The sequence below is a fragment of the Bradyrhizobium sp. SPXBL-02 genome (assembly GCF_051853065.1).
GTDB lineage: Bacteria > Pseudomonadota > Alphaproteobacteria > Rhizobiales > Xanthobacteraceae > Bradyrhizobium.
In genome coordinates this window covers 542,644-559,218 of the sequence record NZ_CP182474.1, presented here as the reverse complement: position 1 = coordinate 559,218, position 16,575 = coordinate 542,644, and the positions used below count along the sequence as shown (strand labels likewise).

14 protein-coding genes are annotated in these 16,575 nt (G+C 64.8%); 8 read left to right on the top strand and 6 right to left on the bottom strand.

The window, feature by feature from the left end; all coding sequences use genetic code 11:
* Positions 1-152: 152 nt before the first annotated feature.
* Entirely contained in the window at positions 153-1,319 is a 1,167-nt protein-coding gene (locus ACNJYD_RS02595; RefSeq protein WP_439365242.1) for an FIST N-terminal domain-containing protein, read from the top strand.
* A 5-nt stretch (positions 1,320-1,324) separates the two neighbouring features.
* A complete protein-coding gene (locus ACNJYD_RS02590) occupies positions 1,325-2,680 on the top strand; it encodes a hybrid sensor histidine kinase/response regulator (RefSeq protein WP_439367572.1) in 1,356 nt (451 codons plus the stop codon).
* A 142-nt stretch (positions 2,681-2,822) separates the two neighbouring features.
* On the opposite strand, the gene ACNJYD_RS02585 is transcribed toward ACNJYD_RS02590, so the two are convergent.
* From ACNJYD_RS02585 to ACNJYD_RS02565, 5 genes are all read right to left on the bottom strand, one after another.
* Entirely contained in the window at positions 2,823-3,518 is a 696-nt protein-coding gene (locus tag ACNJYD_RS02585) for a response regulator (RefSeq protein WP_439367571.1), read from the bottom strand.
* Between the two features lie 115 nt (positions 3,519-3,633).
* Positions 3,634-4,326 (bottom strand): response regulator, encoded by a 693-nt coding sequence (locus ACNJYD_RS02580; protein WP_439367570.1) that lies wholly within the window; start codon positions 4,324-4,326, stop codon positions 3,634-3,636.
* A gap of 153 nt (positions 4,327-4,479) precedes the next feature.
* Positions 4,480-5,655 carry a c-type cytochrome gene (locus tag ACNJYD_RS02575; protein WP_439365241.1) on the bottom strand — a complete coding sequence of 392 codons (1,176 nt, stop codon included), beginning with the start codon at positions 5,653-5,655 and terminating at the stop codon, positions 4,480-4,482.
* A gap of 141 nt (positions 5,656-5,796) precedes the next feature.
* Entirely contained in the window at positions 5,797-7,392 is a 1,596-nt protein-coding gene (locus tag ACNJYD_RS02570; RefSeq protein ID WP_439365240.1) for a PQQ-dependent dehydrogenase, methanol/ethanol family, read from the bottom strand.
* Between the two features lie 607 nt (positions 7,393-7,999).
* On the bottom strand, positions 8,000-8,443 hold the full coding sequence (locus tag ACNJYD_RS02565) for an SRPBCC family protein (RefSeq protein ID WP_439365239.1): 444 nt from the start codon (positions 8,441-8,443) through the stop codon (positions 8,000-8,002).
* A 697-nt stretch (positions 8,444-9,140) separates the two neighbouring features.
* Here ACNJYD_RS02565 and ACNJYD_RS02560 point away from each other — a divergent pair.
* From ACNJYD_RS02560 to ACNJYD_RS02545, 4 genes are all read left to right on the top strand, one after another.
* The gene (locus ACNJYD_RS02560) at positions 9,141-9,626 is read left to right on the top strand and encodes a (2Fe-2S)-binding protein (RefSeq protein WP_439365238.1); all 486 of its coding nucleotides are present in this window, start codon (positions 9,141-9,143) and stop codon (positions 9,624-9,626) included.
* Between the two features lie 84 nt (positions 9,627-9,710).
* Positions 9,711-12,053: a xanthine dehydrogenase family protein molybdopterin-binding subunit gene (locus ACNJYD_RS02555; RefSeq protein ID WP_439365237.1), complete on the top strand. Its 2,343-nt coding sequence runs from the start codon at positions 9,711-9,713 to the stop codon at positions 12,051-12,053.
* Between the two features lie 13 nt (positions 12,054-12,066).
* Complete coding sequence (locus ACNJYD_RS02550; protein WP_439365236.1) at positions 12,067-12,867, top strand: FAD binding domain-containing protein; 801 nt, start codon at positions 12,067-12,069, stop codon at positions 12,865-12,867.
* 309 nt (positions 12,868-13,176) lie between these two features.
* Positions 13,177-14,283, top strand: coding sequence for a CaiB/BaiF CoA transferase family protein (locus tag ACNJYD_RS02545; RefSeq protein WP_439365235.1), 1,107 nt, complete (start codon positions 13,177-13,179; stop codon positions 14,281-14,283).
* A 135-nt stretch (positions 14,284-14,418) separates the two neighbouring features.
* Here the strand turns inward: ACNJYD_RS02545 and hppD are convergent, their stop codons facing one another.
* Positions 14,419-15,537, bottom strand: a complete 1,119-nt coding sequence (hppD, locus tag ACNJYD_RS02540; RefSeq protein ID WP_439367569.1) for a 4-hydroxyphenylpyruvate dioxygenase — start codon at positions 15,535-15,537, stop codon at positions 14,419-14,421.
* A gap of 121 nt (positions 15,538-15,658) precedes the next feature.
* On the opposite strand from hppD, the gene ACNJYD_RS02535 reads away from it, so the two are divergent.
* Together ACNJYD_RS02535 and ACNJYD_RS02530 are read left to right on the top strand one after the other, a co-directional pair.
* Complete coding sequence (locus tag ACNJYD_RS02535) at positions 15,659-16,138, top strand: Lrp/AsnC family transcriptional regulator (RefSeq protein WP_036045971.1); 480 nt, start codon at positions 15,659-15,661, stop codon at positions 16,136-16,138.
* 74 nt (positions 16,139-16,212) lie between these two features.
* A complete protein-coding gene (locus ACNJYD_RS02530; RefSeq protein WP_439365234.1) occupies positions 16,213-16,524 on the top strand; it encodes a DUF1272 domain-containing protein in 312 nt (103 codons plus the stop codon).
* Positions 16,525-16,575: the final 51 nt, after the last annotated feature.

Sequence of the window (16,575 nt, the reverse complement as noted above, 5' to 3'; positions counted from 1 at the left end):
CGTCCTGAGTGGAGGCGTTCCTCCCGTGCTGATCCGGGCTGGCGCGCGACGGCTGCCGTGTTGCGGCGACCTGCAAAACGCCTTACTCTCGAATACTTATCAGGCACTTGTCAGGCACTTGGCGTTAGACCAAGCCTCGAGGGAGAAACGGAGTGGGGCAAACCGATTTCCGGTTTGGCGGTGCGTCGGGCGTTGCCGTGGCCAAGTCGAAGGCCGCGAGCGTCGATGGCGCCGTGGCCGAGCTCGCGGCCCAGCTCCCGTCCGACGGGCTGGCGCTGATCCTGGTGTTCCTCTCCCCCAGCTACGACCCCCATCGCTTCATCGCCGAGATCAGCCGGCAGTTCGACGACACACAGGTCTGCGGTTGCACCACCGCAGGCGAGCTTGCCCCCGATGGCTGGGACGAGAACAGCGTCGTGGCGCTGGCGTTCAGCCGTGCCGACTTCTCCGCGGTGGTTCGGCCCATCTTCAACCTCGACAGCTTCCGCGTCGAGGACGGCCGCAGGATCGGCGGCGAGCTCCGGCACGAGCTGTTGCGGGCCACGCCGCAGGTCGAGCGCGGCAGTCCCTTCGGCCTGGTCCTGATCGACGGCCTGTGCCGCCGCGAAGAAGCGGTGATGTCCGCGATCTATGCATCGCTGGACGATATTCCGGTCGTCGGCGGGTCCGCGGGCGACGGGCTGCGCTTCGAGAAGACGTTCGTGTTCTTCGACGGCAAGGCACACAGTAATGCCGCCCTGCTGATCCTGCTCAACACCTCGTTGCCGTTCCGCGTCTTCAAGTGCGACAATTTCGAGCCGCAGGCGCAGAAGATGGTGGTGACCGAGGCGGACATCGAAAACCGCACGGTCCGGGAGCTGAACGCCGAGCCTGCTGCGCAGGAATATTCGCGCGTGGTCGGCATCATGGACGCCAAGCTCGATCCGTTCTCCTTCGCCTCGCATCCGGTCCTGGTCCGCGTCGGCGGCGCCTATTACGCGCGCTCGATCCAGCGCGTCGAGCCGGACGGCTCGCTGCACTTCTTCTGCGCCATCGACGAGGGCATGGTGCTGACCGCGGCGACGTCGCGCAGCCTGGTCGGCGCGGCCCGCGAGACGTTCGCCGACATCCGCGACCAGATCGGAGACGTCTCGCTCTATATCGGCTTCGAGTGCCTGCTCCGCCGGCTCGATGCCGAGCAGCATCAGCTCGCCCGCGACATGTCCGAACTGTACCGGCAGAACCGCGTGGTCGGCTTTCACACCTACGGCGAGCAGTTCGGCTCCATGCATGTGAACCAGACCTTCACGGGGGTTGCGATCGGAAGGCGCCCGTCGTGACGGACATGTGGCAGGGGCCTGATGCGGTCGACCAGCTCAGGCGCGAGGCCGCCAAGCTGAGGAAGATCAATGCGGCGTTGATGTCGCGCGTCGAGCGCTCGATGGACCAGCAGCTCAACGCCTTTTCATTGTTCGAAACCGCCATCGCGCTCGACCACAAGGTTCGCGACCGGACGCACCAATTGCGCGAAGCGCTGCATTCGGTCGAGCGCGCCAATGAGGGGCTCTACCGCGCCAAGCAGCAGGCGGAAGCGGCAAGCTCGCTGAAATCCTCGGTGCTGATCTCGGTCACCCACGATCTGTTGCAACCACTCAACGCGGCGCGCCTGACCCTGTCCGCGCTGACGGAGATGATGGAGTCGCAGGAAGCGGGCGTGCTGATCGACCAGGCGAGCCGCTCGCTGGTGATGCTGGAGGACCTGCTGCGCTCACTGCTGGAGATCGCCAAGCTCGACGCCGGCGCGCTCAAGCCCGACGTGCGCGCGATCGCGCTGGCGCCCCTGTTCGAGCAGCTCCGCAACGAATTCGAGCCGGTCACCGCGCGGCAAGGCCTGTCCTTGCGCATCCGCAGCTCAAAGCTGGCGGTGATGTCGGATGCGATGATGCTGCGGCGGATCCTGCAGAACCTGCTCGCCAATGCCATTCGCTACACCCGCAGCGGCGGCGTCGTGATGGGATGCCGGCCGCGCGGCGGCCAGATCTGCGTCCAGGTCTCCGACACCGGACCCGGCATCGCGCAGGCGCAGCAGGAGGCGATCTTCCGCGAATTCCAGCGTGGCGATGCCACGGCGGCCGACCAGGCCGGCTTCGGGCTCGGCCTCTCCATCGTCCGCCGCTTCGCAAGCGAGCTCGGGCACGAGGTGCGGCTGTCGTCGCAGCTCGGCAGGGGATCGACCTTCACCCTGGAGCTGGAGCCGGCCGACCTCGCTGACGTCGCCGACGAGGTGCAGGAGGTCGCGCCCGCCGCGCGTCACTACGATTACAGCGGACTCGAAGGCGCCAAGATCCTGCTGATCGAGAACGATCCGAACGGCTCGGAGGCGATGGCCGCGCTGCTGGAGGGATGGGGCTGCGACGTCGCGACCACGCGATCGGGCGCGGACGCGCTCGTGCGCCTCAACGAGCTCGGCGGCGCGCCCGATGTCGTGATCGCCGACCTCCATCTCGATCACGGCGAGAGCGGCCTGTCGGCCATCACCGACGTGCGGGAGCATTTGAAGCTCGACACGCCCGCCATGATCATCACCGCCGACTATTCCGAACAGGCGGCGAAGCAGGCGAGCCTCCAGGGGCTCGAAGTGCTGAAGAAGCCGATCAGGCCCGCGGAGATGCGGGCGCTGCTGTCGTTCCTGCTGAGCTGAAGCCGCACTTGGCGCACATCAAAAGTTGAAAACAACCCCATGCACCGTACCGGTAGCATCTTACAGCGTGATATGGCTTTGACGTGTCAATGAATTAGCTGCCGCTGCGACAAGTCCCGCCTGGCAAAAAGCGGGATTCTAATCACTGCCGATCCGGCGGAGCATGCTCGCGCCGTGCCGGAGCCCCCTCGCTGGCCAGCGTCGCGAAATCGATCCGGGACATTTCGACGATGGCCTTGGTGCGGCTGAGCACGTTGAGCTTGCGCAGGATGTCGGAGACGTGGACCTTCACCGTGGTCTCGGAGATATTCAGCTCGAAGGCGATCTGCTTGTTCTGCAGGCCGCGCTTGAGCATTTCGAGCACGCGCAATTGCTGCGGCGTGAGCTCGTGCAGGCGTTTCAGGAGATCCTGCGCGGGGCCGGCGGCGCGTTGCGGGCGGACCAGCCCGCGATAGGCGGCAGGGACACAGACCGCGCCGCGCAGCACCTCGCCGATCGACTGCGCCAGATCCTGCTTGGAGGACGATTTGAGGATGTAGCCGGAGACGCCGAGCGACAAGGCGCCGGACATGATCTGCGGATCCTGATGCCCGGACACGATGACGACCGGAATCTTGGGAAAGGCCTTGCGGATGCGGATGATCCCCGAAAGGCCTGTGGTGCCCGGCATCGACAGATCGAGCAGGATGAGGTCGAGCTCGGCAGCCGCCGCGGCCTGCTCGAGCGCACCGTCGACCGACGTCGCCTGAAGGATCTCGGCGGCCGGCGCCACCAACTGGAGCGCGCCCTCGAGGGCCTCGCGAAACAACGGATGGTCTTCGACGATCAGAAATCGCATCACGTGTGAGCCATTCCTGGTTGATCGGCCAGAGGATCGACGGGGTCGGTGTCGAAACGAGAATGTCCCAGCCGGATCAGACCGGCTTGATCCACATCAAGCGGGACCTTCCGCGTCATTGCGGCCGCCCGCGGTCGGCCCGCGCATAAGGCCGGGCCTTGGGATCCGGCAGGTCCATCTTGCCGATCTCGATGATCGCCTTGTTGCGGCTAAACAGGCCGAGCTTGCGCAGAATTTCGGTGATATGCGCCTTCACCGTGGATTCGGCGAGCTGAAGCTCCTGGCCGATCTGCCGGTTCGGATAGCCGCGCCGCAGCAGCTCGAGCACGCGAAGCTGCTGCGGGGTAAGCTCGCGCAGCTTGACCTCGAGCGCCTTGCTGGCCTCGGCCCGGCGCCGCTGCGGCGTTGCCACGAAATCCTTCGGCACCGATACCGATCCATTCAGCACGCCCTCGATCGATTGCGCCAGCTCGCGCTTCGACAGCGACTTCGGCAGATAACCGGCGGCTCCCAGCTCCAGCGCCTCGCGGACGACGCGCTGGTCCTCCTCGCTCGACACGATGGCGACAGGCAGGCGCGGATGGGCCTCGCGCAAGCGCAGAAAGCCGGAGAAGCCGGTCGCATCCGGCAGCGAGAGATCGAGCAGCGCGAGGTCGATGCCCTCGCCCTGCTCGGCCGTCAGGATATGAAGGGCATCCTCGATCGACACCGCCTCGACAATCCGCGCCTCCGGCAAGGCCAGCCGCACCGCATTGCCGAGCGCCTCGCGAAACAGCGGATGATCGTCGACGATCAGGAAGCTGGTCATGGCGCCTTCACAGGACTGCACCGCCGAATGCTGCACCGTATGGGCATCCGCCGCCGCAGCGGAAGAGGCGGAACCATCCGAAATCCGTCCGGCACCGGGATGGTGCCGGATGGACGCTACCACATCCTCCTGATCGGGTTCGGTCAAGACCGTTCAGTCGTTCGATTCGGTCTGGACCGTCAGCAGGAAGGAATAGATGCTGTCGAACTGGTCATCGGTATAGACCTCCTTCCAGGCCGGCATGCCCTTGTTCGGCCGTCCCTCGTGCACGGTCGTCCAGTACTTCTCGCGCATCTCGTCGCCGTAGCGGTGACGCAGCAGCCGCAGATCGATCTTCCGCTCGCTCTGGATCGCGTCGGGACCGTGGCAATGCGCGCAGGTTCCGTTGAAGATCTCCTTGCCCGCGCCGACGGCCTCAGCGCCTGCCGCGGCCGCGTCGCCCTTGGTCTCGGTCGCCACCACATTGGCGACCTGCACCACACCGGCTCCGGTTCCCGTCCCCGTCGTGACCGCCGGCACCGCACCGAAGCGAACCGGCGCGCCGCTCGGCAAACCGTATTTCGCGGCGAGCTCGCCGATCGTGCCCTGAAGCTGCGGCAGCACGGCATTGACGCGGTCGCGCAGCTCGGTCGAGGTCTTGGCGAAGCCGATGGCGGCATCCCATGACAGGCCTTCGCCCTCGGTGAGCTCGATCTGGTAGCGGCCGTCGTAGCTGGTCTTGTTCAGCCAGCCGGCGACCGGTCCCCAGATGAAGGCGACGTCGGCCTTGCCCTGGTCGAGCGCCTGCATGCCCTCCTCGGGCGACAGCACCGTCACCTTCTGGATGTCGTCGCGGCTCGCGAGCAGGTTTTGCGGCGTGCTGGCGAACTGCACGGCGACACGCTTGCCCTTGAGGCCGTCGATGCCGCCGACCGCCGCGCCCTTGGCAGCCACGAGGGCATAGCCCTCCTTCGCAAAGGCCTCGGAGAAGATCACGGCAGGGCCCATGAAATCCTCGGACCGCGGCAGGCCGATCATGGCGTCGCACTGCTTGCCGAGCAGCGTGACGCGCACGGTGCGCTTGCCGAAATAGGATTTGTACCAGTCGTAGGCGATCGGCCGGCCGAGCGCCTGCGCCAGGGCCTGCCCGATCTCGACATAGAAACCCGGCTTCGACGAGCTGTCGCTGGAGAATGGCAGGTTGGTCGGATCGGCGCAGAGACGGAACGGCTGCGCTTCCTCAGCCTGCAGTGACGAGGCCGGACCGATCAGCGCGGCGGCAGCACATGCCAGCAGACCTGCGATGGCGCGATGTCGGCTCGCACCGGTGGCGGAATGATTCGGACGCATCCTCGTCTCCCTTGCGTTGGCTTTGTTGCGCCGGCGCTTGTTGAGCCAGGCACGGCGACACCAGGCACGCCCGATGCCGCGGCTAAAGTCTGGAGAAAGCGCGCGCGTATCCCGTCACCTCGAGGATACGCGCGCGAGTTGTCACTGGACGGAGAACACGAAGAGCGAACCGCCCTCGGGAGCTGCGGCCGTCATCTTCTTTCCTACCTCGCCCAGGAACGCAGGCAGCGCAGCGGTGCGGCCGACGACGATGGCGACATATTGCTTGCCGTCGACCTGATAGGTCACCGGGCCTGCGCCGATGCCGGAGCCGAGATTCTTGCTCCACAGCACCTTGCCGGACTTCGCATCGATGGCACGGAAGTCGCCATGGATGTTGCCGGCAAACACGAGCCCGCCACCGGTGGTCAGCGTGCCGCCGTTGAAGGGCAGGTCTTCCTTGATCGACCAGACCTTCTTCTGCGCGACCGGATCCCAGGCGACGAGCTCGCCGAGGAAGCCGCCGGGGCCTTCCTTGGTCGGGAATTCGGCGCCGAGATAGAACACGCCGCGCTTGTAGGCGACATCGCTGACCGACCAGTCCATGCAGACGTTGTTGGACGGGATGTAGACGAGGCCGGTCTGCGGGTTGTACGACATCGGTTGCCAGTTCTTGCCGCCGATCAGGTTCGGGCAGATGTCCTTGGCCGGATGGTTCGGCCCGGGACGCTTGTCGGGATCCTCGACCGCGCGCATCGTGGCGACGTCCCACTTCTGGGCCCAGTTGGAGAACACGTATTTCTCCGCCGACAGCACCTTGCCGGTCTCGCGATTGGCGACGAAGAAGAAGCCGTTGCGGTCCGCCTTCATGAGGGCCGGAACGGTGCTGCCGCCGATCTTGAGATCCGCGAGCACGGCTTCGTTGACGCCGTCATAGTCCCAGGCGTCGGCCGGCGTGGTCTGGATGTGCCACTTGATCTTGCCGGTGTTGGGATCGAGCGCGAGCGTCGAAGCCGTGTAGAGGTTGGTCAGCTTGCCGAAATTGCCGTCGCCGGTCGAACGCACCGCCGTGTTCCACGGACCGGGATTGCTGGTGCCCCAATAGACCGTGTCGCTCTTCGGATCGTAGGAGCCGACCAGCCAGGCCGCGCCGCCGCCATGCTGGGCGGAATCGCCCTTCCAGGAATCGCCACCGGGTTCCTCCGGCGAAGGAACGGTGTAGGTCTGCCACACCTGCTTGCCGGTGTTGATGTCGAAGGCCAGCAGCGCGCCGCGCACGCCGTATTCGCCGCCGCCGAAACCGGTGATGACCTTGTCGCGCACGACGAGCGGCGGCGAGGTGATGACCGAGCCCTGCTTGTAGTCGACCACCTTCGCCGTCCACAGCGACTTGCCGGTCGCGGCATCGAGCGCCGTCAGCTTGCCGTCGAGGCGGCCGACGAAGATCTTGCCGTCGGCATAGGATACGCCGCGGCTGTTCACGTCGCAGCAGGCGTATTGCAGCACGTCCTCGGGAATGTCGGGCTCCCAGGTCCATTTGCGCTGCCCCGTCGCCGCATCGAGCGCATAGACGTATTTCGGACCCCACGAGCTCGAAACGTACAGCGTGTTGCCGACGACGATCGGCGAGGATTCGTTCGAACGCAGCGACGCCAGCGAGAAGGAATAAGCGAGCGTCAGCTTGCCGGCGTTCTCGGTGTTGATCTGCTTGAGCGGGCTGAACCGCGTGTTGCCGTAATCGTGGCCGGCAACGCCCATTGATTCGAATCGGATTGCGCCTTGAGCAGGGAGTCGTTGGCGCGAACGCCAGGTGTAACGGCGGCAAGCATCGCTATCATGGAGATGCCGGCCAAGAAGCCCTTCGTTCCAAAGGTCATGTATCCCTCCGCGGTGTTGTTGTGCACGCCTCGTTGGGCGCCTGAGCGCGTTGCGCTCGTGATGGGCAGTTCGCCTGCGAGCCATCGTTCGAAATTACAGCATCGCTTTTTCGCGCTTAGTATAGGCGGAAGGTAGTAGTGCAAATCATTGGCGGCTTTCGCCGCTCATCTCGTTGTCGCGCCTCACGTCCTGCCCTTGTTTTGCAGCTCGAAATGCGCCATCGGATGTGGGCAACATCGCGCCGCAATCCGATTCTCTCCGCGCATCGCGGTGTATCGCATATCCTTGTGGCGCTGGCCTGCGCGCACGCCTCGTCCTTCGAGACGGCGCTTACGCGCCTCCTCAGGATGAGGCTAATCAGCATCGGCGCTTGTTGAACCTGCTGCCGCGCACTCCGCCCTCATCCTGAGGAGCCCGCCCAAAGCGGGCGTCTCGAAGGATGGCTGCAGGAAAAAAACTCGGATCCGACAGCCCTGCCGCCCCTGGGTTACGATGATGGCGCTACCACGCCTGCAAAACTTTCGAAGAAGTTCGCGGCGAGTTTTCGCGACGTCGAGTCGATCAACCGCGAGCCGAGCTGTGCGAGCTTGCCGCCGATCTGCGCATCGGCCTCATAGTGCAGGATGGTGACGTCGGGCGCTTCTTCCTCCAGCCTGACCTTCGCGCCGCCCTTGGCAAAGCCGGCGACGCCGCCGGCGCCTTCGCCGACGATGCGATAGCCGTTCGGCGCATCGATATCGGTCAGCGTCACCTTGCCGCTGAATGTCGCCTTCACCGGGCCGACCTTCAGCACCACCGTCGCCGTCATCTCGGTCGGCGATGCCATCTCGAGCGATTGGCAACCGGGAATGCAGCGGCTGAGAATTTCGGGATCGTTGAGCGCAGCCCACACCGTGGCCTTCGACGCCGGGATCCGTTGACTGTCGTTCATCTGCATCGCTTCCACCCTTGTTGCCGTTGCTTGTACGGCTCCACTAGGAGGGCGCGCGGCCGCGTTCAATCGCCAGGAAGTACTAGTGCTGCTTTTTCGGACCATTCACTCGTTGTCATTCCGGGGCGCGCCTCTTGGCGCGAACCCGGAATCCATTTCCGCGCGGACTCTGCGGCCCGATGGATTCCGGGCTCCCTCGCTCCGCTCGGGCCCCGGAATGACGGAGTGGGCTGTACTGGCCGACGCGGCTTGACGGCGGCACTTCGCTGCACTGCCATAAGCAAAATCAAAGACTTAAGCCGTGACGTCCTACTACCAAGATCGCGATTACAAAGGCGGGGGCGCATGCTCCTATTCGCGCAACGAGCAAGGCACCCGAGGGAGGAAGGACGCACGACCGGACCGAAGTCCAGGGGCAAGGGGCTAGGATGACCACGGCACGCGCGACCAGGTCACGCGCCTATTATGGTGGCAGCCGAGCACGCCATCGCAGAGGCTAGTTGCGACTTTCCGCGTGTCTTTCGCAACGTCGCAGCACGTGACGGCGGCGGCACGAGACATCGTGGCCGAATCGCACATCGGCGACCGTCACCACGATGACCCTTCCATGACCGCGGTCAGCAAAAACCCAGTTGCAAAGTTTCGTTCGCGCTGTCTCTAATTAGAACCAATCAAAATCACTTTGGGAGGACTTCAAGTGTCTACAGTCAAACTGACGGTCAACGGCAAGGCCGTTGCTGTCGATGTCGAGGACCGCACGCTGCTGGTCCAGCTCCTGCGCGATCACCTCAACCTGACCGGCACCCATGTCGGGTGCGACACCAGCCAGTGCGGCGCTTGCGTCGTGCACATGGACGGCCGTGCGGTGAAATCCTGCACCATGCTGGCAGCGCAGGCCGACGGCGCCAACGTCACCACGATCGAGGGCATCGCCAAGGGCGACGAGCTGCACCCGATGCAAGCCGCCTTCCGCGACAATCACGGCCTGCAGTGCGGCTATTGCACGCCGGGCATGATCATGTCGGCGATCGACATCGTGCAGCGCCATGGTGGACAGCTCGACGAGGCGACCGTCCGCACCGAGCTCGAAGGCAATATCTGCCGCTGCACCGGCTATCACAACATCGTCAAGGCCGTGCTGGATGCGGCCGGCCGCATGAAGGTCTCGCAGGCGGCCGAGTAACCGGCGCGCCTCGAAACAAGTACCACCGTCGCAGCTGTCGATGGACAGCGCGGTCAAAGAAACTTCCGGTCGGGAGGACCAGACATGGGTGTTGAAGGCATCGGCGCACGCGTGGTGCGCAAGGAAGACAAGCGTTTCATTACCGGCAAGGGCCGTTACGTCGACGACATCAAGTTGACGGGCATGACCCATGCCTATTTCATCCGCAGCCCGCACGCGCACGCGAAGGTCAAGAAGATCGACTCGTCCGCGGCGCTGAAGATGCCGGGCGTGGTCGCAGTGCTCACCGGACAGCAGCTGGTCGACGACAAGGTCGGCAACCTGATCTGCGGCTGGGCCATCACCTCCAAGGACGGCAGCCCGATGAAAATGGGCGCATGGCCGGCGATGGCGCCGGAGACGGTGCGCTTCGTCGGACAGGCGGTTGCGGTCGTGATCGCCGACAGCAGGAATCTCGCGCGCGACGCGGCGGAAGCCGTCGTGGTCGATTACGAGGAGCTTCCCGCGGTCGCCGACATGCACGCCGCCATCAAGTCCGGCGCGCCGCAGCTTCATCCCGAGGCGCCCGGCAACCAGGTCTATGACTGGGTGATCGGCGACGAGGGCGCGGTGAATGCCGCCTTCTCGAAAGCCGCCAATGTGGTGAAGCTCGACGTGACCAACAACCGGCTCGCGCCGAATGCGATGGAGCCGCGCGCGGCGATCGCCGATTACGACACCGCCGAGGAGCACTTCACTCTCTATACGACGTCGCAGAACCCGCACGTCGCGCGTCTCGTGCTCTCGGCGTTCTACAACATCGCCCCCGAGCACAAGCTGCGCGTGATCGCGCCCGACGTCGGCGGCGGCTTCGGCTCCAAGATCTTCATCTATCCCGAGGAAATGGTGGCGCTATGGGCCTCGAAGAAGGTCGGCCGTCCCGTCAAGTGGACCGGCGACCGCACCGAAGCCTTCCTCACCGACGCGCATGGCCGCGATCACATCACCCATGCCGAGATGGCCTTCGACGCCAACAACAAGATCGTCGGCCTCAAGGTGAAGACCTACGCCAATTTCGGCGCCTACATGTCGCTGTTCTCGTCCTCGGTGCCGACCTATCTCTACGCGACGCTGCTGTCGGGCCAGTACAACATCCCGGCGATCCACGCCGAGGTGATCGGGGTCTACACCAACACGACGCCGGTCGACGCCTACCGCGGCGCGGGCCGGCCCGAGGCGAGCTATCTGATCGAACGACTGATGGAGACGGCGGCGCGGCAGCTGAACGTCGATCCGGCCCAGTTGAGGCGGACCAACTTCATCACCCAGTTCCCGCACCAGACGCCTGTCATCATGGCCTACGACACCGGCGACTTTAACGCTTCCCTCGATACGGCGATGAAGGCGATCGACTATGCCGGCTTCCCTGCGCGCAAGGCCAAGGCGAAGGCGGACGGCAAGCTGCGCGGCATCGGCGTATCCTGCTACATCGAGGCCTGCGGCATCGCGCCGTCGAAGGCGGTCGGCAGCCTGGGCGCCGGCGTGGGCCTATGGGAATCGGCCGAGGTGCGAGTCAACCCGGTCGGCACCATCGAGATCCTCACCGGCTCGCACAGCCACGGTCAGGGCCACGAGACCACCTTCTGCCAGCTCGTCGCGGAGCGCCTGGGGGTTCCGATCAGCCAGGTCTCGATCGTTCATGGCGACACCGACAAGGTGCAGTTCGGCATGGGCACCTATGGCTCGCGCTCGGCGGCCGTGGGCCTCACCGCGATCCTGAAGGCGATGGAGAAGATGGAATCCAAGGCCAAGAAAATCGCGGCGCACGCGCTGGAAGCGTCGGAAGCCGACATCGTCATCGAGAACGGCGAGTTCAAGGTAACAGGCACCGACAAGGCGATTGCCCTGCCGATGGTCGCGCTCGCGGCCTATACGGCGCACAATCTGCCTGACGGGATGGAGCCGGGCCTGAAGGAGAGCGCCTTCTACGATCCGACCAACTTCACCTTCCCGGCCGGCGCCTATATCTGCGAGCTCGAGGTCGATCCCGGCACCGGCAAGACCTCCTTCGTCAACTTCGTCGCGGCCGACGATTTCGGCCGGCTGATCAATCCAATGATCGTCGAAGGCCAGGTCCATGGCGGCCTCGTGCAGGGCATCGGGCAGGCGTTGCTCGAGCATGCTATCTATGATGCCAACGGCCAGCCGGTCACGGCCTCGTTCATGGATTATGCCATGCCGCGCGCCGACGACGTGCCGTCGTTCAACCTGTCCCACACCACGACGCTGTGCCCGGGCAATCCGCTCGGCATCAAGGGGTGCGGTGAGGCCGGCGCGATCGGCGCATCGGCAGCCGTGATCAACGCGATCACGGATGCGATCGGCAAGAACAATCTGGAAATGCCCGCAACCCCCGACCGGGTGTGGCGCACGATCCACGCGGCTTAAGGGAGGACCGAAGATGTACCAGACGACCTATCATCGCGCTTCCTCGGTCGACGAAGCCGCCAGCCTGTTCGCCAAGGGCAGCGAGTCGAAGTTCCTCGCCGGCGGCCAGACGCTGCTTCCGGTCATGAAGCAGCGCCTTGCTAGCCCCTCCGACGTCATCGATCTCGGCAAGATCAAGGAGCTGCAGGGCGTCGAGCTGTCGGGCGACACGCTGACCATCAAGGCCGCGACGACCTATTACGACATCATGACGAATGGCGATGTGAAGAAGGCGATCCCCGCGATTGCCTATCTCACCTCGGTGCTCGGCGATCCCGCCGTGCGGTATCGCGGCACGATCGGCGGCTCGATCGCCAACAATGATCCAGCCGCGGATTTCCCGGCGGCGCTGCTCGCACTCGGCGCCACCGTGAAGACCAACAAGCGGTCGATTGCGGCGGATGACTTCTTCCAGGGCCTGTTCACGACGGCGCTGGAAGATGGCGAGATCATCACCGCCGTGTCGTTCCCGGTGCCGGCGAAGTCAGGCTACGAGAAGATGCGGCATCCGGCGTCGCGCTTCGCGCTGACCGGCGTGTTCGTGGCACAGACCAAGTCGGGCGAGGTTCGGGTGGCCGCCACCGGCGCCTCGCAAACCGGTGTGATGCGGGTGCCGGCGATCGAAGCGGCGCTGAAGGCGAACTGGTCGCCGTCGGCGATCGACGGCGTCAGCATCTCGGCGAACGGATTGCTGGCCGACATCCACGGCACGGCAGAGTATCGCGCCAATCTGATCAAGGTGATGGCACAACGCGCGGTCGCCGCTGCGCGCTGACGGTCCGACTAAAGCGCGATGCGATTAGGATGAATCGTCATCGCGCTTTAGGTTATTGTTTGAGCATGATCTTTTCGGAAAACCGCTACGCACTTTTCCGGATCATGCTCTAGCGTCTCCACGCAAATTTTCCGCGGCGCGCACTTCGGTGCGCGCCGTTTTATTTTGGCCGTGCGGCATGAAAACCGCTTGCCTCGTCGGCGTGAAGGCGGGAAAAGTTAATCGGCCGATTAACTCGCTCAACAGAAGAAACGTCAGAGGCGATTGCCGCATCAGGCGCATGCGCCCGCGACCCGAGGAAACAACAACGTGCTCGACAAACCAGCCCCCACCTCCTCCGTCCGCACTTCCGGCCCGCTCTCGGGCTTCCGCATCGTCGAATTCGCCGGCATCGGGCCCGGCCCGTTCGCCTGCATGATGCTGGCCGACATGGGCGCCGACGTCGTCACGCTCGACCGCGTCGGCGCGAAGAAGAGCATGAAGTCGGTGGCGGGGCGCGGCCGCAAGGTGATCGAGCTCGACCTCAAGGACAAGGCGGCGATCGCGCAAGTGCTGGATCTGCTCGCGAGCGCAGACGCGCTGGTCGAAGGCTTTCGCCCCGGCGTGATGGAGCGGCTCGGCCTCGGGCCGGATGTCGTGCTCGCGCGCAACCCGAAGCTGGTCTATGGCCGCATGACCGGCTGGGGCCAGGAAGGCCCGCTCGCCAACGCCGCCGGCCACGACATCAACTACATCTCCATCACCGGCGCGCTTGCCGCGATCGGCACGAAGGAAGCGCCGGTGCCGCCGCTCAACCTGGTCGGCGATTTCGGCGGCGGCGCGCTCTATCTCGTCGTCGGCGTGCTGGCGGCACTGCTGGAAGCGCAGAGGTCGGGCAAGGGCCAGGTGGTGGACGCGGCGATGTGCGACGGCGCGGCCTCGCTGATGTCGTTCTTCTTCGACATGACCACGATGGGACGATGGACCGAGGCGCGCAACCAGAACTTCCTCGACGGCGGCGCGCATTTCTACGGCGTCTACGAATGCGCCTGCGGGCACTTCGTTTCGATCGGGTCGATCGAGCCGCAATTCTACGCGCTGCTGCGCGAGCACGCCGGCCTCACCGACGCCGATTTCGACGCGCAGATGGATCGCAAGGCCTGGCCGGCGCTGAAGGAGAAGCTGAAGGCCGTGTTCAAGAGCAAGACGCGCGAGGATTGGTGCAAGATCATGGAAGGCACCGACATCTGCTTCGCGCCGGTGCTGACCATGTCGGAGGCGACACAGCATCCGCACATGGTCGCCCGCAACGTCTTCATCGAGCGCCACGGCGTGAAGCAGCCGGCGCCCGCGCCGCGATTCTCACGCACGCCGTCGGCGGCGCGCGAGCCGGAGGCGGCGGAGATCGGCGCGGTGATGAAGGCGTGGACGCGATAGATCTAGCGCCGGCAAAGGTCGCGTAGGGTGGGCAAAGGCGCGAAGCGCCGTGCCCACGTCTTCGCATCAGTTCGGCAGGTAGGTGGGCACGCTTCGCTTTGCCCACCCTACGGCAGTGTGCGTGACGGCGGCGGCCTACGCCGCGTTCCCAACCTTCAACACGCCGCGCCGGATCTGGTCCTCCTCGATCGATTCGAACAGCGCCTTGAAATTGCCCTCGCCGAATCCGTCGTCGCCCTTGCGCTGGATGAACTCGAAGAAGATCGGCCCGATCGCGTTGGCCGAGAAGATCTGCAGCAGCACCTTGGTCTGGCCGCCATCGACCACGCCCTCGCCGTCGATCAGGATTCCGTTCTTCTTGAGCCGTGCAACATCCTCGCCATGCCCTGCCAGGCGCGCGTCGATCCGCTCGAAATAGGTGTCGGGCGGCGACGGCATGAACGGCAAGCCGGCCTCGCGCAGACCCTCGATGGTGCGGTGGATGTCGCGGCAGCCGCAGGCGATGTGCTGGATGCCTTCGCCGCGATAGATATTCAGATATTCCTCGATCTGGCCGGAATCGCCGGCGTCCTCGTTGATCGGAATGCGGATCTTGCCGTCGGGGCTGGTCAGCGCGCGCGAGAACAGGCCGGAGGCGCGGCCCTCGATGTCGAAGAAGCGGATCTGGCGGAAGTTGAACAGCTTTTCGTAGAAGCCGGCCCAGACATTCATGCGGCCGCGATGGACGTTGTGGGTGAGATGGTCGAGATAGAACAGGCCGGCGCCAACCGGCTTGGGATCGCGCGCGCCCAGCCATTCGAATTCGGCATCATAGGCCGAGCCCGTGGCACCGTAACGATCGACCAGATAGAGCAGGCTGCCGCCGATGCCCTTGATCGCGGGGACATCGAGCGTCTTCTGCGCAGACGACACATCGGCGGGCTCGGCGCCGAGCGCGATCGCGCGGTCATAGGCAGCCTTGGCATCGACGACGCGAAACGCCATCGACGGCGCGCAGGGGCCGTGCGCGGCGACGAAATCAGTGCCGTGGGTGCCGGGCTCCTCGTTGACGAGATAATTGATGTCGCCCTGGCGATAGACCGTGATCTTCTTGGTTCTGTGGCGCGCGACAGGCGCATAGCCCATCAGCTTGAACAAAGCGTGCAGCTCTTCCGGATGAGGGTGCGCGTATTCGACGAACTCGAAGCCGTCGGTGCCCATCGGATTGTCGGCACTAATAGTGGCCGGCGGTGCATCGTGCGGAAACGGACCCATGGTGTTCTCCCAAATGGCTGCTGGCACGAACTATCCTTCATGGGGCGCGCAAGGAGCGTGCAAACGGGGCACCAATCGGCTATAATATGCACGATCCGTGCATCAAATGGACAGAACGCGCATGATTTCCGTAGATGCCTTCGACCTCAAGATCCTGGGTGCGCTCCAGGACGACGGCCGCCTCACCAACCAGGAGCTGGCCGAGCTCGCCGGTCTCTCGGCCTCGCAATGCTCGCGGCGTCGGATGCGGTTGGAGGAGGAGAAGGTGATCGCGGGCTATCACGCCGACCTCTCCAGCGAGGCACTGGGCTTCGGCGTGATCGCCTTCATCCAGGTCGGGCTTGCGACACACTCGCCGGACAACTCAAAGCGCTTCCGCGCGCTGGTGAACCGGATCGACGAGATCCAGGAGGCGTATTCGCTGACGGGCGACGCCGACTACGTGCTCAAGGCTGTGCTGCGCGATCTCAAGGGTCTCTCCAACCTCGTCAACGACGTGCTGATGCCGCACCAGAGCGTGGCGCATGTGCGCTCCTCGATCGTGCTGGACCGGCTGAAGGAAAGCTCGAAGCTGCCGCTCAAGGAGATCAAGCCCGGCTGAAATCGAGGGAACTGCGGCATTCGCGCGCAGCGCACGATCTGCGATGATCGCAGCTCCATATGCGGAGATTCAACATGGCGCTCCAGCTGCGACCGAACTGCGAATATTGCGATTGCGATCTGCCGCCGAACGCGACCAATGCGCGGATCTGCTCCTATGAATGCACGTTTTGTGCGGACTGCGTCGAGACCAAGCTGTTCAATGTCTGCCCGAATTGCGGCGGCGGGTTTGCCCCGCGCCCGATCAGGCCGGCGCGGGAATGGCGGCCGGGCGTGTGCACGACCAGGCAGGTGCCGTCCGACAAGCGGGTGCATTTGAAGTACAGCGTGGAGGATGTCGCGGCGCATTGCGCGCGGGTGCGCGACGTGCCGCCGGAGAGGCGGTAGGTCTCTCCACGTCATTGCGAGGAGCCCTTGCGACGAAGCAATCCAGACTGC